This is a genomic window from Kitasatospora sp. GAS1066B, from assembly GCF_041262605.1.
In the GTDB taxonomy this organism is placed as follows: domain Bacteria; phylum Actinomycetota; class Actinomycetes; order Streptomycetales; family Streptomycetaceae; genus Kitasatospora.
Map to the genome: position 1 here is coordinate 13,190 of NZ_JBGCCO010000023.1, position 18,005 is coordinate 31,194.

An 18,005-nucleotide genomic window follows, 5' to 3' on the forward strand; every position below is an offset into this window, starting at 1 on the left:
GCTGCGGTGCCATGAGAACGGAACACGGGGACCAGCCCCTGTCAGTGGTGATCGGCGCCGGCGGGACCGGCGGTCACATCTACCCGGGCCTGGCGCTGGCCGAGGCGCTGCGCCGAGCGGACCCGAGAGCGGCGATCTCGTTCGTGGGCACTGATCGCGGCCTGGAGGGCAAGCTGATTCCGGAGGCCGGCTACCGGCTGCACACGGTGGACATGATCCCCTTCGACGCCTCCCTCGGCCTGCGCCGGTACCTGCTGCCCGCCGCGCTGCTGCGCTCGGGGCGCCAGTGCCAGGAGATCCTGCGGGCCGAGGGCGCGCAGGTGGCGGTCGGGATGGGCGGCTACCCCAGCGCGCCGGTGATCGTGGGCGCCCGGCTCGCCAAGCTGCCCAGCGTGGTGCACGAGTCGAACGCCGTGCCCGGGCGGGCCAACCGCTTCGCGGCCCGGCTCACCCCGCACGTCGCGCTCGCCTTCGACCGCACCCGCGCGCACCTGCCCGCCGGTCTGACGGCCGAGACCGTCGGCATGCCCCTGGTCGGCGCGGTGGCCACGCTGGACCGGCCGGCGCTGCGCGCCGAGGCCCGGCGGTACTTCGGCGTGCCGCCGGGCGGGCACCTGGTGGTGTTCAACGGCGGCAGCCTGGGCGCCGCCCGCCTGACCGAGGCCGCCGTCGAGCTGGCCCGGCGCTGGTGGTACCGGAACGACCTGCGCCTGCTGATCAAGACCGGCCCGGCCGCCCTCGGCGAGGTCCGGGCCCGGCTGGAGGGCAGTCCGGTGGCCACCGCCGTGGCCTACCTGGACCGGATGGACCTCGCCTACGCGGCGGCCGACCTGATGGTCTGCCGGGCCGGCTCGGCCACCGTGGCGGAACTGTCGAGCACCGGCGTGCCCGCCGTCCTGGTGCCCTACCCGCACGCGCCGCACGATCACCAGACGCACAACGCCCGGGTGCTCTGCGACGCGGGCGCCGGCCTGCTGCTGCCGGACGGCGAGTGCACCGGCGAACGGCTGGCCCAGCTCGTCGAACCCCTGCTCGCCGACCCGGCCCGGCTGCGGGCGATGAGCCGCGCCGCCGACCCGGGCACCCACGCCCGGGCCGCCGACCTGCTCGCCGCCAAGGTGCTGCGCACGATCGGCCGCCTCCCGCTCCCGCTCCCCCAGCCGGTCCGCTGACCCCCACCGGCGCGGCCGACCCGGCCGTGCCCGACGAACCCACGGAGGATCACATGAACGACTACTCGACCACCCCGCAGGAAGTGCGCACGCCGCAGGACTGGGCCGGCCGCACGGTCCTGGTCACCGGTGCGGAGGGCTTCATCGGCAGCACCCTGGTCGACCTGCTGGTCGAACGCGGCGCCCGGGTACGGGCCCTGGTGCACTACAAGCCGTACGCCGAACGCGGCTACCTCGCCCACCATCTGACGAGCGGTCAGGTGGAGATGCTGGCCGGTGACGTCCGCGACGCCGGGCGGGTCCTGGACGCCGTGGCGGGCTGCGACACCGTCTTCCACCTCGCCGCGCTGATCGGCATCCCCTACAGCTACCAGGCTCCCGAGGCCTACGTACAGACCAACGTGGCCGGCACCCAGAACATCGCGGCCGCCTGCCTGCGCCACGGCGCCCGGCTGATCCACACGTCCACCAGCGAGGTCTACGGCACCGCGATCACCGCCCCGATCAGCGAGCGGCACCCGCTGCAGCCCCAGTCGCCCTACTCCGCCTCGAAGATCGGCGCCGACATGGCGGCGCTGTCCTACTGGCACGCCTTCGAGCTGCCGGTCTCCGTGGTCCGCCCGTTCAACACCTACGGCCCCCGCCAGTCCGCCCGCGCGGTGATCCCCACCGTGCTGGCTCAACTGCACTCCGGCGCCGGCGAGATCCGCCTCGGCTCGATCACCCCCACCCGGGACTTCACCTACGTCACCGACACCGCCGAAGGCTTCCTCGCCATCGCCCGCGCCGACCGCACGCTCGGCGAGGTGGTCAACCTGGGCACCGGAACCGAGGTTTCGATCGGCGACCTGGCCAAGGCCCTGATCACCGCCTCCGGACGGCACGCCGACGTCGTGATCGACCCCACCCGGCTGCGCCCGGGCGGCAGCGAGATCGAGCGCCTGCTCTCCGACAACACCAAGGCCCGCGCACTGGCCGGCTGGCAGCCCCGGGTCGACCTCGCGGAGGGGCTGCGCCGGACCTCCGACTGGGTTGCCGAGCACCTGCACCTGCTCGCTCCGGAGCGCTACCAGGTCTGACGGCCCGCTCCCGGTGTCCTCAGCCGATCGCCGCGCCGGACAGCACGGCGATCGGCTGGACGGCGTGGGAGAACCGCTCGTTCTGCGGCGCGGGACCGCCCGGAAAGACGAAGCGGCGCCGGGCGCAGCCGTGGGCCAGGCCGGATCGCGGGTCACCGAAGGCGAGTGCGCCGGCCGCGAACCGCGGCCAGTAGTCAGCGACCGAGCCTCGCCTGGTGGGGGCCGCCCGGTCAGCCCTTCACACTGATCACAGCGGCGACAACCGCCCCCACGGCGGTGATGACAGCTGCGATGATCACCGCCCGAGCGCCGAGCCGGGACGACAGGTCCGGCTCTCGGTCCCGCCATTGGGAACCGGTCTGCGAGGCGGAACCCTTCTGTTCCGGAAAACTGGCACCCATAACGCCCCCCAGAGCCTGCAGCACCGTCGTTCCGTCCAGCATGACGTGTCTGCGGGTTCCTGTCACTGGAACGCCAAGTCTTCTTGCTTGCAAGGACCTTGGTCATGGATCAGGCGGGAGGCGGTCGGCAGCTCGGCGGCGGATCCTCGAGGTCCATCGCTGTGTCAGGGAGCGGCGTCCCGGGCCAGCTCGGCGAGCCGCCGGCCGAGGTAGCGGCGCTCGGCCTCGCTGCCCGCGAGGGCCAGTGCCTGGCGGTAGGCCGCTGCCGCCTCGGCGTCGTGGCCCAGGCGGCGCAGCAGATCGGCGCGGGTGGCGGGCAGCAGGTGGTAGCCCGCGAGCGCACCGGAGTTCTCCAGCTGGTCCACCAACTCCAGTCCGACGTCGGGACCTTCGGCCATCGCCCGGGCCACGGCCAGGTTCAGGCGCACCACGGGCGAGGGCGTCAGCTCGCTCAACCGCCCGTACAGCAGCGCGATCTGCGCCCAGTCGGTGTCCGCTGCCGTGGCGGCGTCGCCGTGGCAGGCCGCGATGGCGGCCTGGATCTGGTAGAAGCCGGGCCGCGCCCGCCGCAGCGCCTGGCCCAGCTGGGCCCGGCCCTCGGCGATCGCCTCGGCGTTCCACCGGGTGCGGTCCTGCTCCTCCAGCGGGACCAGCTCCCCGAGCGCGTTGACCCTGCTGCCGCTGCGCGCGTCGTGCAGCAGCATCAGGGCCAGCAGCCCGCGTGCCTCCGGTTCGTCCGGCATCAGCAGCACCAGCAGCCGGGCGAGCCGGATCGCCTCCGCGCACAGGCCGCTGCGGATCAGGTCCGTCCCCTCGGTCGCGCTGTAGCCCTCGTTGAACAGCAGATACAGCACCGCGAGCACGGCCGAGGTGCGCTCGGGCAGCAGCTCTCCGGGGGGTACCCGGTACGGAATACGGGCGTTGCGGATCTTGGCCTTGGCGCGTACCAGTCGCTTGGCCATCGTCTGGTCACCGACCAGGAACGCGCGGGCGATCTCGGCGGTGGTCAGCCCCGCCAGTGTTCGCAGGGTCAGCGCGACCCTGGCCTCCAGCGGCAGAGCCGGGTGGCAGCAGGTGAAGATCAGCCGCAGCCGGTCGTCCGTGATGCCGCTGCCGTCGGGCTCGGCCGGGCCGCCGCCGCCCGTGCCCGGCAACCCATCGAGTGACGTCATCGCGACCTCCCGTAGCTTGGTGGCCTCGATCCGGGCACGGCGCAACCGGTCCACGGCACGGTTGCGGGCCGTGGTGGTGAGCCACGCGCCCGGATTGTCCGGGACGCCGTCGCGGCGCCACCGTTCCAGCGCTTTCGCGAAGGCGTCCTGGGCGCACTCCTCGGCGAGATCCCAATCACCGGTGACCCGGATCAGGATCGCGACGATCCTGCCCCACTCCTCGTGGAAGGCGCGCGCGACGGCGTCCTCCACCGAATCCGTTACCGCTCCCAGATCGGTCTCACCTCGATCGTCCCGTACCGCGCCCCGGGGATCCTGGACGCGACCTCGATCGCTTCGTCGAGGTCCTTGCAGTCGGCGAGGTAGTAGCCGCCGACCTGCTCCTTGGTCTCGGCGAACGGACCGTCGGCCACCAGGAGCTCGTCCTGCCGGACCCGTACGGTCGTGGCATCGGCGGTCGGTCGCAGCCGCTCGCCGCCCTGCAGCACGCCCCGGCGGCCCATCTCCTCGCCGAAGGCCTCGTATTCGGCCAGCATCGCCTTGCCCTCTTCGGGGCCGAGGGCACCGGTCGTGCTCTCATCGGTACAGATCATGAGCAGATAGCGCATCTGAACCTCCTCATTCCGTTCGTTCCTGTCCGCCCGCTTCGGTCGGACACCTCTACGACGAACGGGACGGGCCCGAATGGACCGATCGCCGGGAGCGATCACCGGATCACACGATCACCCGATCACCTGATCACCTGCCGCTGATCGCCTGGAGCCGGTCATCTCAGCCCATCGTCCGCCCGCCGCACTTGCTCGGCCATCGCTGTCCATCGGGCCCCAGGTCGTTCGTCTAACAGGTGACACGAGGAGGTGTCATCGACATGGCGAACGAGATCTCTCCGCGACGAGGCTGGACCCTGGTGCTCGCTTCACTCGGCGTGTTCATGACCGCACTGGACACCCTGGTCGTGACCACCGCCCTACCGGTCCTCAGAGTCTCGCTGCACGGCAGCCTCTCCGACCTCGAATGGACGGTCAACGCCTACAACCTCTGCTTCGCCTGCTCGCTGCTGACCGCCGCGGCGCTGGGCGACCGGTTCGGCCGACGGCGGATGTTCTGCGTCGGTCTGGCCGTCTTCACCGCCGCGTCGGCGGGCGCGGCGCTCGCCCCGACGGTGGGCGCGCTGATCGCCGCCCGCGCCGTACAGGGGGCAGGCGCGGCGATGGTGATGCCGCTGACGCTGACGCTGATCAGCGAGGCGTTCCCCAAGGAGAAGCGCGGCATGGCCATCGGGATGTGGGGCGGCATCGCCGGGCTGGCGGTGGCCGCGGGCCCGGTGGTCGGCGGCGCCGTGGTCCAGGGGATCAACTGGCACTGGATCTTCTGGCTGAACGTCCCGATCGGCCTGGCGCTGATACCGCTCTGCGCCTGGAAGCTGAACGAGAGCCACGGCCCGCGGCCTCGCCTGGACGTGCCGGGGCTGCTGCTGGCCGGCGCCGGATTCTTCGGGCTCACCTGGGGGCTGGTGCGGGCGAACAGCGCAGGCTGGGCCAGTGGCGAGGTGATCGGCTCGCTGCTCGCGGGGGCGGTGCTCGTCGGACTCTTCCTGCGCTGGGAGCGGCGCACCCTGACCCCGATGCTCTCGCTGGAGATGTTCCGACGGCCGCGTTTCAGCTCGGCCAACGGCGTGAGCTTCTTCCTGTACGCCGGACTGTTCGGCGCGGTCTTCCTGATGTCGCAGTTCTTCCAGTCGGCCCAGCACCTCAGCCCCCTGCAGGCCGGGCTGCGACTGCTGGCCTGGACGGCGGCGCCGGTCATCGTCTCCCCGATCGCCGGGCGGCTCGCCGACCGGTGGGGCAACCGGCCGTTCATGGTGGTCGGCCTGCTGCTCCAGGCCGTCGGCCTGGCCTGGGTCGCGGCCGTCGCCCAACCCCACATCGGCTTCGCCGAGTTGGGCGTGGCGCTGGCCGTCTCCGGAATCGGCACCTCGCTGGTCTTCCCGACGGTGGCCAATGAGGTCCTGTCGGCGGCGCCCCCCGATGAGGCCGGCATGGCCGCCGGCACCAACAGCGCGATGCGCGAACTCGGCGGTGTCTTCGGCGTGGCCGTCCTGGCCTCCGTCTTCTCCCGCCCCGGCGCCTACACCTCGGCCGCCGTCTTCGTCACCGGCTTCACCACTGCCCTCTGGGTCGGTGCGGCCTTCTCCGCCATCGGCGTCCTGGTCGGCCTCGCCCCCTCCCTCCGCCGCCGTCCCCACCCCGAACCCACCCGGCCCGAACCCGCCCTGCTGCACGCCCACGACTGACCACCCCTGCTCGCGGATCGCGACCCCGCCCGGTCGCGATCCGCCCGACCACGCCGCGGCGGATCACCCCCGCGCTGACGCAGAGTCAGTGGCCGGTGCTGGGTTTGGTACCGGTGATCAGGCGTTCACGGTCGAAGAGCTTCGCGACGACCAGGTAGGCGGCGAAGTCGATGACCAGCAGGAGGCCCCCGAAGGCGAGCGCGGTGGCGAGCGTCGGCTTGATCACGTTGAACGACATCAGCGCGATCACCGCGACCGGAGGCAGGCTCGCCAGCGTGCTCAGCTGCTGGGCGACGCGGGTGTCGTTGGCCTTGGTGGAGACGGCGATGCCGACCCAGACCGCCCAGCCGGCCAGCAGCGGGATGTAGAAGACCTCGGCGAGCAGTTGCGGCGAGTGAGAGATCGCCGTGGCGATCACCGGATTCGCGCCGATGCCCACGACCGCCAGGAAGACGCCGAGCACGAGGTAGGACAGGACGACCGCGGGGATGAGGTTCGCCACCGCCTTGCCGATCAGCAGTTCCTCGCGGCGGATGGGTGTGGTCAGCACCGGCTCCAGGGTTCCCTGCTCGCGCTCGCCGACCACCGAGTTCGCCGCGACGGTGGCTGGCAGCAGGAGCGGGATCAGCATCAGGAACATCAACGACAGGCCCACCTGGTGGTCCAGCTTCTGGCTGTCCGCGGCCGCCTTGCTCGCCAGGACGCTGGCGGTCGGCGAGATGAGGAAGAGGACCGGCAGGACCGCCATCGTGGCCAGGATGAAGCGGTTGCGCCGGAACTCGGTGAGCTCCTTGCGGACGACCGCGGCGATGTGGGTGGTGCTGGTGCTGCTGGTACTCATCGCGATCCGCCTTCCTGGTCCTCGACCAGTTCGAGATAGACGTCCTCCAGCGAGTGCCGCGATTCGCCGACCGACAGCACGTCGGTCCCGGCGGCCACCAGGGCGCGGACCACCTCGGGCGCCGCCTGCGCGGGATCGGACACCTGGAGCACGTAGCCGGCCGTGCCGTCGGCCGACCGGGCCTCGGCCCGCCAGCCCTCGACGGCGGGCAGGCCCGTGAAGACGCGGTCCGGGTCGGTGAGCGGTGCGGCCGTCGTGATGTCCAGCGACCTGTCGAAGAGCGTGTGGCGCAGTTCGTCGGGTCGGCCGATGGTCTGCAGGCTGGTGTTCATGATCGCGATCCGGTCGCACAGGCGCTCTGCCTCGTTGAGCCGGTGGGTGGTGAGGAAGACGGTGACGCCGCGCTGCCGCAGCGAGTCGATCAGACCGTGCACCTCGTGCGCCGCCACCGGGTCCAGGCCCGAGGTGGGCTCGTCCAGGAACATGACCTCGGGATCGTTCAGCAGCGTGCGCGCCAGCGCGACCCGCTGGCGCAGGCCCTTCGACAGGCTCCCGCAGGCGTCCTGCGCGCGGTCGACGAGGTTGACGGCGTCCAGCGCCTCGTCGATCCGGGCCGCACGGCCGGCCAGACCGTGCAGGCGGGCGAAGAACTCCAGGTTCTCCCGTACCGTCAACCTCCGGTACAGACCGGGGGCCTCCGGCATGATCGAGATGCGTCGACGGATCTCGGCCTCGTTGCCCGCGGTCAGCGGGATGCCGGCCACGACCGCCGACCCGGAGGTCGGTGCTATCAGCGTGCCCAGGATCCGCACCGTCGTCGTCTTGCCCGCCCCGTTGGGGCCGAGGAACCCGAAGACCTCGCCGCGGGCGACGCTGAACGAGACGTCGTGCACGGCGGTCCGGCCACCGAAGGTCTTGGCCAGGTGGCTGACCTCGATCGCGGCGGCCCTGCCGTTGCCTGGAAGGTCGCCACCGTCGGGCGGTTGCGCTGCGGACGCCGGGCCTCTTCGCGTGAGTCTCATCTGACCGGTCCCTCGTGTCGGCTACGGGCGGCTGGTCGTCCTGGGCCGGCCGCCGGTGTCTATCATAGTGATATCACTTTGTCTGTGTCGACACCCGAGGGCACCTTGTGGCCGACTCGGCGGATCCGCAAGCGCGGCCCAGCACGGTGTGTCCCCGAGGTGCGCCCGACGAGAGCGGCTCTACAGTCGCCCTGACAGATCGTCACCAGGAGGGTCCATGCCGTACGTCGTCGACTTCGTGACCGTGTCCACCGTCGGCTTGGAATCGTCCCCGGTCGCGGACGCTCTCGCTGGACTTCGCGCCAACGAGGCGCGCTACTACAAGAACAAGTACGACCACGTCTTCACCGTCAGCCCGGCGAGCGAGGCACCCGAGACGCTCGACTGGGTGACCCGCATCCTCGCCCACGAGCGCGAGATCGTCGTCTCCGCCCGCCCGCTCGAGGTGACGTCCTTCGAGGTGGACGGGCTCCGGATGGCCTACGTGTTCTACGAGTCCGGGCTGTCGGTCAACGTGATGTACGGCATCGAAGAAGGCGCGAAGCGCGCAGTCGGGTTCAAGCTCTCGGAGGGCATGGACGTTCCCGAGGAGCTGGCTTCGCGTTTCAAGTTCGCGCGTCAGAAGTCAAAGCTGGCCGGGGTGATCCGCGGCTCCTACTTCGTGATCAAGGGCGAGTACTGAGCTCGGACGCACCGGTTGACGTCAACTCAGCAGGGCGGGACGCACGTCAGCCGGCCCAGTTGCGCTGGATGTCAATGACGTCCGGACGAGCCTCTGGTGACGGACGGTCAAAGCGCCTCGAAGCCTCGAAGCTAGTCTGGGCAGATGATCTCGGAACGAGAACCAGACCCGCGCACCGGGTCCATCAGCTCCGCAACCGCTCTGTCGGCACGCGGCGGCTGGTCACCGGCGGCCGAAGGCTCGGCCGCCCCCACGACGCTGCTGCTGCTACGGCACGGGGAGACCACACTGACTCCACAGAAGCGGTTCTCCGGAAGCGGCGGCACCGATCCCGAACTCTCCGAGGTGGGGCGCCGGCAGGCGGCACGCGCGGCCGAATCCACGCTCCTGGCCACGGCGGGGGTCGACGTCGTCGTCTGCTCCCCGCTGCGGCGCTGCCGGCAGACGGCGGCGGTCGTGGCCCGGGGGCTCGGCCTGGAGCTCGTGATCGACGACGGGCTGCGGGAGGCCGATTTCGGGCAGTGGGAGGGACTGACCTACGAGGAAGTACGCTCCCGGTTCCCCGAGGACCTTCAGGCCTGGCACGGCTCGGCGGACGTGGCCCCCACCGGCAGCGCGGAGAGCTTCGCCGAGGTGGCCGAACGCATCGCGCGAACCAGGGACGAGCTACTGTCCCGGTACCAGGGGAAGTTGGTCCTCGCCGTCACCCATGTCACGCCGATCAAGGCACTGATCCAGCTGGCGCTCAACGCTCCGGCGGAGGCGGTGCACGCGATGGAACTCTCCCCGGCCTCCTTCTCCAGCGTGACGTACACCGGCACGACCTCGTCCATGCGCCTGTACAACGACGTGTCACATCTGCGCTGACCAGTCGGGGCGAGATGGATCTGTCGCTTGTCAGCATCGACTCCACGCGCTGCACGGCTGCGCGGCGAAGGGAGATGGCGGCGTCCGCAGGTCAGCTCTTCCCAGAATGCTCACCGAGGTGCAGGTCGCCCGGCGGATACGGCAGTTTGCGGGTTCCGGTGGCGCGGAGCCCGTCCAGGGCCAGTTCGAGGTAGCGGCGCCATGCCTGCGGCTGTGCGGCCAGCAAGGGCGCCGCCGTTTGATGGATGCCCGCGTGTAGCAGCACGATGTCCGTGCCCGTGACGTCACTGCGGACGGTTCCCTGCTGGACAGCAAGGGCGCCGTGGTGCAGGTCTCCTCGACATCAGGGCGCACCGCATCTGCCGGCGGCGGTGTCTACGCCGCAACCAAGTTCGGCATCACCGCCTTCTCGGAAGCCCTGCGGCAGGAAGTCACCGCGCAGGGCGTACGCGTCATCGTCATCGAACCCGGAATGGTCGCAACCGAGCTGGCCACCCACATCACCGACCCCGCCATGCAGGCCCTCGCCAGGAACTACGCCGACTCCATGCGAACCCTTCAGCCCCAGGACATCGCCGGCACCGTCCTGTACGCGCTCACCCAGCCGGAACACGTCGCCGTCAACGAGATCCTGATCCGACCGACCGACCAGACCCGCTGAAATCGGTGTGCGGGCCCACCGTTGGGCCCGCACACCACCGGCCGTGCTCACCGGAGTACTGCCGCTGGACGCCGGCCGAGAACGCCGCGAGCTCCCCACCACCAAGCGGCTCAGCCGCGGGTGAAGCGCAGCACGCCGGTCTCGGTGCCCTGGTAGAGAGTGCCGTCCGGTGCGGTGGTGCCGGTCATCTGCAGCGGGTTGTAGAGCAGGCCGATCCCGATCGGGACGGAGCTGAGCTGCGCCCCGGTGGCGGGGTCGAGCACGGCGTACGCGTAGCTCGCGAAGGTGTCGCTGCCGAGCAGGCCGGTCGGTCCGCTGACGGTCACCGTGTAGATCTTCCCGTCGGCGAGCGAAAGGCGCGGCAGGGCAGCGGACTTGACGCCGCTGTTCCACACCACGTGGCACCCGTCGGCGTCCAGGTCCACCCGGCTCAGCCCGCCGTCGAAGTTCGCCGAGGCGGGCACGCTGGCCGGTGCGCCGGCCGGGAGCGCGGGGTACGGGTAGCCGTAGGTGTTGGTGACGAAGACGCTGCGGCCGGAGGCGATCACCGCGTCCTCGGTCCCGCTGGCCGAGGTGGAGGTCAGCACCGGCGTGGTGCAGACCGGTGCCGGACCGCCCGCGACCCGGTAGACCAGCAGGTGCTCGTGCGGGGCCGCGTTGTCGGTGATGGTCACGTACTCGGTGCCGTCACCGGGTCCGAAGAAGCTCGGGGTCGCACCGGTGCCCCAGCTGAGCTGGCCGGGCTTGCGGCCCGGACCGCGGTCGTAGGGCGCGCGCCAGTCGATCACCGGGGTGCCGTCCGGGGCCTCGGAGAGCAGGTAGAGCGCGTGGTCGGTGGCGACGGCGGTGTGCCCGGGCACGGTGGAGATGCTGTTGCCGACGCCCTCACCGGTGCTGATGCTGCGCACCACACCGGTGCCGGTGTCGGCGGTGCCGATCACGCCGCCCGAGGTGGCGAACCACACCCGGCCGCCCCAACCCGGGCTGAGCCCGGCCACGTTGTCACCGGCCGGGATCGCAGCGGCCAACGGCGTCGACTGATTAACCGTCAGAGACCAACCACCAGCTGCTTGGTGGTGGCCGATCCGCAGCAGGTTGTCGTTGCCGTCCACCACCACCAGGGAGTTGGCGCTGTCGAGGTAGGCGTAGACGCCGCCGAAGAGGCTGCCTTTGGGCAGCGCGAGCGAGGCCAGGTCGGCGCCGGTATGCGGGTCCAGCAGGTGCACCGTCGGGGTCTGGCCGAAGATCGTGGTGCAGAGCGCGACGGGCAGGCCGTCGCCACCGATCACCACCGTCGGACAGGCGGAAGCGAGCGCCGTCCGGCTCCACCGCACCGGACCGGTGCCCGGGCCCGGGTAGGGCGTGGTGTCGCTGGAGGCGCTGTCACCGTGCATGGTCGCGGTGCCGTTGGGCGCGGTGGCCGGGTTCTGCGGCGGCAGGGGCCCGAACGCCGGGGTTGCGGCGAAGGCGGTGGCGGCCGTGGTCCACAGCACGGTGGCGAGGGTGAGCGCGGCGGCGATGCGCGGGGTGCGCAGGCGCATGGCGGGGTCCTGTTCCAGGGTCGGGTGAAGGACGGCGGCCGGGCGCACGGGCCGCCCGGGGAGAAGAACGAGGGCGGCGCTCAAGGCTCCTGAACCGGAGCCGAAGATGGTGAAACAGAGCGGCCGCGTCAGCTGACGCGGCGACAGCCGGTCGTGGTGGCACGCCCGTGATCGACATGGCGGCGGCTCACGAGCGGGGTCATACGGGCCACTGTAGCGAGCGGGGGCGCTCGGTGTCAGCCCCTGACACCAACCGCGGCGTCCTTCTGCGGCCGGGCTGGCCGGATCAGGCACTGCCGGGTTCGGCCAGTTCTGCCGGTGGCAGCCGCGTGCGCACTCGAGCGACAGTTGGGTTGTCAGCGAATCGATCGCTGAGTCACGCACGGGGCTCCGAGTTCAATCCCTGCTGTTCGCCCACAGCCCGTCAATCCAGGGGGATGTCATGAGCACGCCTATTCGCTTCACCCGGATCGTCAGCCTTGCCGCGCTCGCGTTGGCCGCAGCCCTGTTCGCGGTCGGTCCGGTCAGCGGGTACCACGCGGTGGCCGCCGCTGCCGAGCCGGCGGCGGCCTGCCCGGCAAGCCTGATGTGGGACGCCGCCACCGCCACCTGCAACTAGTCGACACCGGAAGAGACCGGAAGAGAAAGGACGAGAACCGATGCACGACACCGAGACCGCGTCCGCGCGGATCCGCGCGACCGTCCGCGTTCCGATGCACCTCAACTCCGGTGCCAGCGTGGAGGCCAAGCTCCACACCTTCCGCGGACTCAGCGATCAGCACGAGCACATCGCCCTCAGCCTCGGCGACCACGACGTCGCGCCGGAGCACGTACCGCTGGTGCGCATCCACTCCGAGTGCCTCACCGGCGACGTGCTGGGGTCCGCCCGGTGCGACTGCGGCCCGCAGTTGCAGGAGGCCGTGCGACGGATCTCCGACGAGGGCGGCTGCCTGCTCTACCTGCGCCAGGAAGGGCGGGGAATCGGGCTCTACAACAAGGTCGACGCCTACGTGCTGCAGGACCGTGGCTTCGACACCTACGCCGCGAACCAGGAGCTCAACCTGGAGCCGGATTCGCGGGACTACCGCGTCGCCGCCGAAATGCTCGCGCTGCTGGGCATCTCGGCGATCCGCCTGCTGACCAACAACCCGCAGAAGGCCGCCCAGCTGGCCGAGTACGGGATCGAGGTGGTCAGCGTCGTGCCGACCGGGGTCTTCATGACCGAGGACAACCGCTACTACCTCGAGACCAAGGCGCGCGTGACCAGGCACACGCTGGCCCTCAGCGGACGCCCGTCCTGAATCGAGAACCGTCATGTCGACGCCATTGTGGGGAGTAATGGTATGAAGGCCCTGGTATTCATGGGCAGTTCGCGTGAGCACTCCCATACGGCAGCGCTCGCACGGGCGATCGCGGACGCGCTCGAGTCGGCCGGCGTCGAGCCCGAGATCGTCAACACCGGGCAGCTGGGTGCGCTGCCGTTCGGGCGCACCGCCACGCAGGTCGCGCGGGAGCTGCGGGAGTTGCGGGAGCGGGTCGGGGCGGCGCAGGCCGTCGTCCTCGTCTCGCCCGTCTACCACGGCGGCTATTCGGCGCTGCTGAAGGCCGTGTTGGACGAACTCCCCGGCGACGCGTTCGCCGACAAGCCCGTCGCGGTCGCGGCCAACGGGAGCGGTCCGCGCACCGGCAACGTCGTGTGCGAGCAGCTGCGGACGGTCGCCAAGGCGATGGGCGCCTGGCTGGTGCCGACCCAGGCGGCCAGTTGCCCGGACGACTTCCTGTCGGGCGACGGCCTGCCGACCCAGGGATCGGCGGAGCTGCAGGACCGCTGCCAGGCGATGGCCGCCGAACTGCACCGGCTCGCGGCACTGTTCCGCGCTCCGGCGGGGGTGTAGCCGATGCACACACAGGCCGAGAACGACGCCATGCTGCGCGCGGTCGAGCTGGCCGTGAGCCGCTTGGGACGCACCGGCGCCAATCCCACCGTCGGCTGCGTTCTGCTCGACCGCGGTCAGCGGATCGTGGGCGAGGGGTGTCACCAGCGGGCCGGCGAACCGCACGCCGAGATCGTGGCCCTGGCCGCGGCCGGCGGGCGCGCCGCGGGCGGCACCGCCGTGGTCACGCTGGAGCCGTGCAACCACACCGGCCGGACCGGTCCGTGCACCGAAGCGCTGCGCGCGGCGGGCATCGCCCGCGTGGTCTACGCCGTCGCCGACCCCTGGCTGCCGGCCGCCGGCGGGGCAGCCGCTCTGGCCGCGGCGGGGATCGAGGTCGTCGGCGGGGTGCTGGCGACCGAGGCGGGGTGGGCCAACCGGTTCTGGCTCAAGAACGTCACCCGGGCGCGGCCGTGGGTCACCTGGAAGTTCGGCGCCACGCTGGACGGCCGGATCGCGGCGCCCGACGGCACCTCGCGCTGGATCACCTCCGCGCAGGCCCGAGCCGACGCGCACCGGCTGCGGTCGACGCATGACGCGGTCCTGGTCGGTGCCGGCACCGTCCGCGCCGACGACCCGCACCTCGGCGTGCGGCACGGCATCGGCGGACGGCCACCGATCAGGGTCGTCATGGCGTCCGGGTCGGCCGGCCTCCCGTTCGCGGCCCGGGTCTTCGACGGAACCGCGCGCACCGTGCTCGCCGTTCCCGACACGTACCCGGACATAGAGGCCCCGCCGAACGTCGAGCTGCTGGCCGTCAAGGCGTCCGACGGTCGCCTGGCTCCGGACGCGCTGCTCGCCGGCCTCCTCGACCTCGGGATCCGCTCGGTCCTGCTCGAAGGCGGACCGGTGGCGGCATCGGGGTTCCTGACCGCCGGGTGCGTGGACGAGATCGTCGGCTACATCGCGCCCGCCCTGCTGGGTGCGGGCCCCGGCGCCGTGGCGGACGTCGGCGTCACCACCATCTCCGAGGCGCTCCGCTGGGAGTTCCGGGACTGCGTCCGGGTCGGCCCGGACCTGCGGATCTCGGCCGCACCGGCCGGGGCGGGCGGGGCGGGCGGGGCGGCCTTTGCGGGCGCCGACCGTGGCCCGGCCGCGGACCGAGGGCGGTGGTTGCCGTGAGGACGGGCATCCTGCTGCCGCTCTACGACGCGCCGTGGCAGCACGACCTCGGCCGGTTGCACGAGATCGCGCGGCTCGGCTTCACCGGCGTGTGGACCAGGGACGTGACGCTGACCGAGAACGACGGTGTCGACCGCGCCGTCGCCGGCGACCCGGTGGCGGACCTCGCCCACGCCATGGGCACGGGCCTGCCGTTCGAGGAGTTCGGCACGGCCATCCTGTGCACCGGGTACCGGCATCCGCTGAGCATGGCCCGATCCGTCGTCATGCTGCAGCAACTGTCGGGCAATCAGCTGGTGCTCGGCATCGGCGCGGGATCCAGGACCAACGTCAACGCCCTGTACGGCCTGGACCCCGACACCCGCCGGGAGAACCTCCTGGAGACCGTGCGAACCCTGGACGATGTGCTGCGCCGTGGTGGCCGGCTCCTGCCGGACACCGTCCGGTTCGAGACACCGCCTACCTTCCAGGCCCCGCCGATCCTGCTGGCGAGCGGGGACCAGCGCGTCCTTTCCGCCCTGGGGCCGCTGCTGGACGGCCTGATGGTGGGCGGCGTCGAACCGGACCGGTTGACCGGGGTCGTCCCGGCCGGCCGGCCCGGCGCACCCGAACTGCCGAGGACGATGCAGCTCAGCGTGGCGATCGACACCGCTGACCGGAGCAGGCCGCTCGGGGTGCGCGACCTCGGCCGGATCTCGGTCGTCGAGGTCGGCGCGCTCCTGGTGGGACCGCTGCTCGAGCGGTACGCCACCTCCGGGCTCGACCGGGTGGTGTTCCACCTGCCGTTCGACGACACGACCGGCCGTCAGCTCGCCTGCCTGGCGGGTCATCTCCGCAGCCTCGCCGTGCCGGTCCCCGCCGGCGCGAGCCCGGGACGGGACGCCTCATGAAGCCTGCCCTCGGCACCGCCACCGGGACCGGGTCGACCCACCACCTCGTCATGCGGGAGGGCGCCGAGCCCGGGCCAGGGTTCACGGAGGAAGTCCGGCGGGCGGTCGCTCAGCGCCCTGATGCGGCGCTCGCCTTCCAGGTCGACTGGAACTCGTGGAACGGCAGCGCCGTGCGGCTGGCGGCGCTTCGCGGGTGCGCGTGGGCGGCGGCTCTGCCACAGGCACAACTGCCGGCCCTCGCCTTCGCGTTGCCCGCGCGCCAGGCGTCCGCGTTCGCCGAGTACGCCGCACGCCACCCGGCCGCCGGGAGGCCGGACGCCGGGACATCGGCCGCCGGGACATCAGCCGCCGCGACATCGGCCACCGGGACATCGGCCGCCGGGACGCCGGTCGGCAGCCTGGTCGCGGCGTTCGCGCGGGAGCGTGGGCTCGACGTCCTGATCCGCGTGCACAGTGCCGTGGAGGATCGCGGTCGGCTGCGGGACGAGGTCAGCCCGCTGCCCACGATCCTTCCGCAGCTGCTGCTCGGCCGAGCCCGCATCGCGCTGTGGGATGCCGGTGCTGCGGTGTGGCGCCAGGCTTCGTGGACGGACCACCTGGTGCGGATCGGCCGGAGCTGGCCGGGGGCGGCGCCGGCGGCGGTGTTCGTCGCCATCACGGACCGTCCCTCGCCCCCGGAGCGGGAGGAGGTGCTGCCGCTGGCCGAAGTCGTCGGGTACGGCGTGGCCATCGGGGCGCTGCTGGAGCGGGCGCCGTGCGAGCACACGGCGCGGGCCGTCCGCGGCTACCTGTCCACCGCCGTGCTCGGCGCCATCGGTCCGACGGCGTACCGGCGCTGGCTCGACCAGTGGACGGACGAGCTGACCGACGTGCTGTGGCGAGCGGTGGGCCTCGGCGCGCGGCTGCGGTCCAACCACGGTGTGACGCGCTGGCGGGTCGAGGAGCTGCGACGGTTGCCCGAAGCGACGGCCGCCTGGAGCGCGCCGCCGGGCCCGCTGGAGTGGACGCCGTGAGCCGCTCCTGGCAGGCCCTGCCCGACACCCGCGGACATCGGCTGATCCTGCTGGCCGCGGCCGTCGACGCGTTCGGCATCGGGGTCTTCTATCCGCTGTCGTTCCTCTATTTGCTACAGCACACCGCACTGACCTCCGCGAGTGTCGGTCTGGCCCTGTCCCTGGGCACCATGCTGGCGCTGCCCTTCGGTCCGCTGCTGGGTGGCCCGGTCGACCGGTTCGGCCCGATCAGGCCACTGGCACTGAGCAACCTGATCGCCGCGACCGGGTACGTGCTGTTCCTGTCCGCGCACTCGTTCCCGCTGATCGTCGGCACCGGATTCCTGGTGATGCTCGCCGACCGGCTGTACTGGGCGAGTTGGCCGGTCTACGTGGCCGGCGTCGCCCGTGGCAGCGAGCTGGACGACTGGTACGCGCTCGTCAGCGTGCTGAAGAACGGCGTCGTCGGGCTCGGGGCGCTGGTCTCCTCCGTAGCGCTGGCCATCAGCGCGCGCAGCGGCGAGGCGCTGCTCCTCATCGACGCGGCGACCTCCGTGGTCGCCGCCGCTCTGGTCATGTCCCAGCACCGGGTCGCCCGCTCCCCCGCCGGCCCTGCCCGCGCCGCTGCTGCCCGCGCCGCTGCTGCCGGCGGGCAGCTGCCGGGCTCGCCGCGCGGGCGAGTGCTGCGGGACCGGGGCTTCGTCCTGTTCTGCCTGGCGTTCACCGCGATCTCGTTCGGCTGGACGCTCCCCACCATCGTCCTGCCCGCGTTCCTGGTCCAGGCCGCGGGCCTGCCGCACTGGCTGCTCAGCACCTCCTTCGGCGCCAACTGCGTCCTGGTGTTCACCTGCCAGAGCGCGATCACCAGGGCCCTGTCCGGAGTGCGGCGCACCCGGCTCATGGTGGTCGGGGCGGGCCTGTTCGCCGTCTCGGTGACGCTGCTGGTGGCGGCCGCGCAGGTTTCGCGAACCGGCGGGATCGTGCTGGCGTCGGCGTCGGTGCTGTCGGTGACCGCCGCGGAGCTGGTCTGCGGGCCGGCGGTGAACGCGGTGGTGGCGGCGAGCGCGCCGCCCGGGTCCATCGGCCGCTACAACGCGTTGTTCCAGCTCACCTGGACCACCTCCACCGCGGTGGCGCCGGCGCTGTTCGGGGCGCTGTGCCTGGCGGGCGGGCCCGCCCTGTGGGCGGTGGTGGCCGCGCTGATGCTGCTGGGCGCCGCCGCCGCGCTCCGCAGTGAACGCCTGCTGTCGCCCGCGGCTGTTGTCGGCAGGGCGCAGCCGGCGAACCAACCACTGTCCGACACCGCAGCACTGACGCAGAGTCAGTGAGGATGGGA

At 72.0% G+C, this 18,005-nt stretch carries 20 protein-coding genes; 13 read left to right on the forward strand and 7 right to left on the reverse strand.

All coding sequences use genetic code 11. The features are described 5' to 3' along the window. Positions 1 to 11: 11 nt before the first annotated feature. Together ABH937_RS24640 and ABH937_RS24645 are read left to right on the forward strand one after the other, a co-directional pair. On the forward strand, positions 12 to 1,172 hold the full coding sequence (locus ABH937_RS24640) for a UDP-N-acetylglucosamine--N-acetylmuramyl-(pentapeptide) pyrophosphoryl-undecaprenol N-acetylglucosamine transferase (protein WP_280689527.1): 1,161 nt from the start codon (positions 12 to 14) through the stop codon (positions 1,170 to 1,172). Positions 1,173 to 1,225: 53 nt separating this feature from the next. Continuing rightward, positions 1,226 to 2,251, forward strand: a complete 1,026-nt coding sequence (locus ABH937_RS24645; protein ID WP_370219486.1) for an SDR family NAD(P)-dependent oxidoreductase — start codon at positions 1,226 to 1,228, stop codon at positions 2,249 to 2,251. 230 nt (positions 2,252 to 2,481) lie between these two features. On the opposite strand, the gene ABH937_RS24650 is transcribed toward ABH937_RS24645, so the two are convergent. The 3 genes from ABH937_RS24650 to ABH937_RS24660 form a co-directional block, all read right to left on the reverse strand. After that, the gene (locus tag ABH937_RS24650) at positions 2,482 to 2,694 is read right to left on the reverse strand and encodes a hypothetical protein (RefSeq protein WP_280689525.1); all 213 of its coding nucleotides are present in this window, start codon (positions 2,692 to 2,694) and stop codon (positions 2,482 to 2,484) included. Between the two features lie 122 nt (positions 2,695 to 2,816). Continuing rightward, positions 2,817 to 4,076, reverse strand: a complete 1,260-nt coding sequence (locus tag ABH937_RS24655) for an RNA polymerase sigma factor (protein WP_370219487.1) — start codon at positions 4,074 to 4,076, stop codon at positions 2,817 to 2,819. A gap of 8 nt (positions 4,077 to 4,084) precedes the next feature. Continuing rightward, positions 4,085 to 4,432 (reverse strand): YciI family protein, encoded by a 348-nt coding sequence (locus tag ABH937_RS24660; RefSeq protein ID WP_370219488.1) that lies wholly within the window; start codon positions 4,430 to 4,432, stop codon positions 4,085 to 4,087. Positions 4,433 to 4,692: 260 nt separating this feature from the next. On the opposite strand from ABH937_RS24660, the gene ABH937_RS24665 reads away from it, so the two are divergent. Next, positions 4,693 to 6,117, forward strand: coding sequence for an MFS transporter (locus tag ABH937_RS24665; RefSeq protein ID WP_280689522.1), 1,425 nt, complete (start codon positions 4,693 to 4,695; stop codon positions 6,115 to 6,117). An 85-nt stretch (positions 6,118 to 6,202) separates the two neighbouring features. Here the strand turns inward: ABH937_RS24665 and ABH937_RS24670 are convergent, their stop codons facing one another. Both ABH937_RS24670 and ABH937_RS24675 read right to left on the reverse strand, forming a co-directional pair. After that, the gene (locus tag ABH937_RS24670) at positions 6,203 to 6,958 is read right to left on the reverse strand and encodes an ABC transporter permease subunit (RefSeq protein ID WP_280689521.1); all 756 of its coding nucleotides are present in this window, start codon (positions 6,956 to 6,958) and stop codon (positions 6,203 to 6,205) included. Continuing rightward, positions 6,955 to 7,980, reverse strand: a complete 1,026-nt coding sequence (locus ABH937_RS24675; RefSeq protein WP_370219489.1) for an ABC transporter ATP-binding protein — start codon at positions 7,978 to 7,980, stop codon at positions 6,955 to 6,957. Before ABH937_RS24675 ends, ABH937_RS24670 begins: the two co-directional genes overlap by 4 nt. A 217-nt stretch (positions 7,981 to 8,197) precedes the next feature. Here ABH937_RS24675 and ABH937_RS24680 point away from each other — a divergent pair, with 217 nt between their 5' ends. Together ABH937_RS24680 and ABH937_RS24685 are read left to right on the forward strand one after the other, a co-directional pair. Beyond that, positions 8,198 to 8,662, forward strand: coding sequence for a hypothetical protein (locus ABH937_RS24680; protein ID WP_280689519.1), 465 nt, complete (start codon positions 8,198 to 8,200; stop codon positions 8,660 to 8,662). A 144-nt stretch (positions 8,663 to 8,806) separates the two neighbouring features. Beyond that, positions 8,807 to 9,529, forward strand: a complete 723-nt coding sequence (locus ABH937_RS24685; RefSeq protein ID WP_370219490.1) for a histidine phosphatase family protein — start codon at positions 8,807 to 8,809, stop codon at positions 9,527 to 9,529. Positions 9,530 to 9,620: 91 nt separating this feature from the next. Here ABH937_RS24685 and ABH937_RS24690 read toward each other — a convergent pair whose 3' ends face one another. Continuing rightward, positions 9,621 to 9,860, reverse strand: a complete 240-nt coding sequence (locus tag ABH937_RS24690) for a hypothetical protein (protein WP_348533645.1) — start codon at positions 9,858 to 9,860, stop codon at positions 9,621 to 9,623. On the opposite strand from ABH937_RS24690, the gene ABH937_RS24695 reads away from it, so the two are divergent. After that, positions 9,834 to 10,190, forward strand: a complete 357-nt coding sequence (locus ABH937_RS24695) for an SDR family NAD(P)-dependent oxidoreductase (RefSeq protein WP_280689551.1) — start codon at positions 9,834 to 9,836, stop codon at positions 10,188 to 10,190. The genes ABH937_RS24690 and ABH937_RS24695 overlap by 27 nt on opposite strands. Before the next feature lie 110 nt (positions 10,191 to 10,300). Here the strand turns inward: ABH937_RS24695 and ABH937_RS24700 are convergent, their stop codons facing one another. Further along, positions 10,301 to 11,731 (reverse strand): hypothetical protein, encoded by a 1,431-nt coding sequence (locus tag ABH937_RS24700; protein WP_370219562.1) that lies wholly within the window; start codon positions 11,729 to 11,731, stop codon positions 10,301 to 10,303. A 442-nt stretch (positions 11,732 to 12,173) separates the two neighbouring features. On the opposite strand from ABH937_RS24700, the gene ABH937_RS24705 reads away from it, so the two are divergent. The 7 genes from ABH937_RS24705 to ABH937_RS24735 are packed head-to-tail and all read left to right on the forward strand — an operon-like array spanning position 12,174 to position 17,997. Then, positions 12,174 to 12,350 (forward strand): hypothetical protein, encoded by a 177-nt coding sequence (locus tag ABH937_RS24705; RefSeq protein WP_280689516.1) that lies wholly within the window; start codon positions 12,174 to 12,176, stop codon positions 12,348 to 12,350. A 40-nt stretch (positions 12,351 to 12,390) separates the two neighbouring features. Next, a complete protein-coding gene (ribA, locus tag ABH937_RS24710) occupies positions 12,391 to 13,032 on the forward strand; it encodes a GTP cyclohydrolase II (RefSeq protein ID WP_370219491.1) in 642 nt (213 codons plus the stop codon). Positions 13,033 to 13,074: 42 nt separating this feature from the next. Beyond that, entirely contained in the window at positions 13,075 to 13,626 is a 552-nt protein-coding gene (locus ABH937_RS24715; protein ID WP_370219492.1) for an NADPH-dependent FMN reductase, read from the forward strand. A 3-nt stretch (positions 13,627 to 13,629) separates the two neighbouring features. Continuing rightward, positions 13,630 to 14,787: a bifunctional diaminohydroxyphosphoribosylaminopyrimidine deaminase/5-amino-6-(5-phosphoribosylamino)uracil reductase RibD gene (gene ribD, locus ABH937_RS24720; RefSeq protein WP_370219493.1), complete on the forward strand. Its 1,158-nt coding sequence runs from the start codon at positions 13,630 to 13,632 to the stop codon at positions 14,785 to 14,787. Continuing rightward, a complete protein-coding gene (locus ABH937_RS24725; protein ID WP_370219494.1) occupies positions 14,784 to 15,677 on the forward strand; it encodes an LLM class flavin-dependent oxidoreductase in 894 nt (297 codons plus the stop codon). The genes ribD and ABH937_RS24725 overlap by 4 nt, the downstream gene beginning before the upstream one ends. Next, positions 15,674 to 16,690 carry a hypothetical protein gene (locus ABH937_RS24730; protein WP_370219495.1) on the forward strand — a complete coding sequence of 339 codons (1,017 nt, stop codon included), beginning with the start codon at positions 15,674 to 15,676 and terminating at the stop codon, positions 16,688 to 16,690. The genes ABH937_RS24725 and ABH937_RS24730 overlap by 4 nt, the downstream gene beginning before the upstream one ends. Then, on the forward strand, positions 16,687 to 17,997 hold the full coding sequence (locus tag ABH937_RS24735) for an MFS transporter (RefSeq protein ID WP_370219496.1): 1,311 nt from the start codon (positions 16,687 to 16,689) through the stop codon (positions 17,995 to 17,997). The genes ABH937_RS24730 and ABH937_RS24735 overlap by 4 nt, the downstream gene beginning before the upstream one ends. The last annotated feature ends 8 nt before the right edge of the window (positions 17,998 to 18,005 follow it).

Excerpts from the sequence above, each read along its gene's own strand:
- ABH937_RS24640 (WP_280689527.1), top strand. The coding sequence starts at position 12 with ATGAGAACGGAACACGGGGACCAGCCCCTGTCAGTGGTGATCGGCGCC.
- ABH937_RS24650 (WP_280689525.1), bottom strand. The coding sequence starts at position 2,694 with ATGCTGGACGGAACGACGGTGCTGCAGGCTCTGGGGGGCGTTATGGGT.
- ribA (WP_370219491.1), top strand. The coding sequence starts at position 12,391 with ATGCACGACACCGAGACCGCGTCCGCGCGGATCCGCGCGACCGTCCGC.
- ABH937_RS24645 (WP_370219486.1), top strand. The coding sequence starts at position 1,226 with ATGAACGACTACTCGACCACCCCGCAGGAAGTGCGCACGCCGCAGGAC.
- ABH937_RS24680 (WP_280689519.1), top strand. The coding sequence starts at position 8,198 with ATGCCGTACGTCGTCGACTTCGTGACCGTGTCCACCGTCGGCTTGGAA.
- ABH937_RS24665 (WP_280689522.1), top strand. The coding sequence starts at position 4,693 with ATGGCGAACGAGATCTCTCCGCGACGAGGCTGGACCCTGGTGCTCGCT.
- ABH937_RS24730 (WP_370219495.1), top strand. The coding sequence starts at position 15,674 with ATGAAGCCTGCCCTCGGCACCGCCACCGGGACCGGGTCGACCCACCAC.
- ribD (WP_370219493.1), top strand. The coding sequence starts at position 13,630 with ATGCACACACAGGCCGAGAACGACGCCATGCTGCGCGCGGTCGAGCTG.
- ABH937_RS24715 (WP_370219492.1), top strand. The coding sequence starts at position 13,075 with ATGAAGGCCCTGGTATTCATGGGCAGTTCGCGTGAGCACTCCCATACG.
- ABH937_RS24685 (WP_370219490.1), top strand. The coding sequence starts at position 8,807 with ATGATCTCGGAACGAGAACCAGACCCGCGCACCGGGTCCATCAGCTCC.
- ABH937_RS24660 (WP_370219488.1), bottom strand. The coding sequence starts at position 4,432 with ATGCGCTATCTGCTCATGATCTGTACCGATGAGAGCACGACCGGTGCC.
- ABH937_RS24675 (WP_370219489.1), bottom strand. The coding sequence starts at position 7,980 with ATGAGACTCACGCGAAGAGGCCCGGCGTCCGCAGCGCAACCGCCCGAC.
- ABH937_RS24700 (WP_370219562.1), bottom strand. The coding sequence starts at position 11,731 with ATGCGCCTGCGCACCCCGCGCATCGCCGCCGCGCTCACCCTCGCCACC.
- ABH937_RS24670 (WP_280689521.1), bottom strand. The coding sequence starts at position 6,958 with ATGAGTACCAGCAGCACCAGCACCACCCACATCGCCGCGGTCGTCCGC.
- ABH937_RS24705 (WP_280689516.1), top strand. The coding sequence starts at position 12,174 with ATGAGCACGCCTATTCGCTTCACCCGGATCGTCAGCCTTGCCGCGCTC.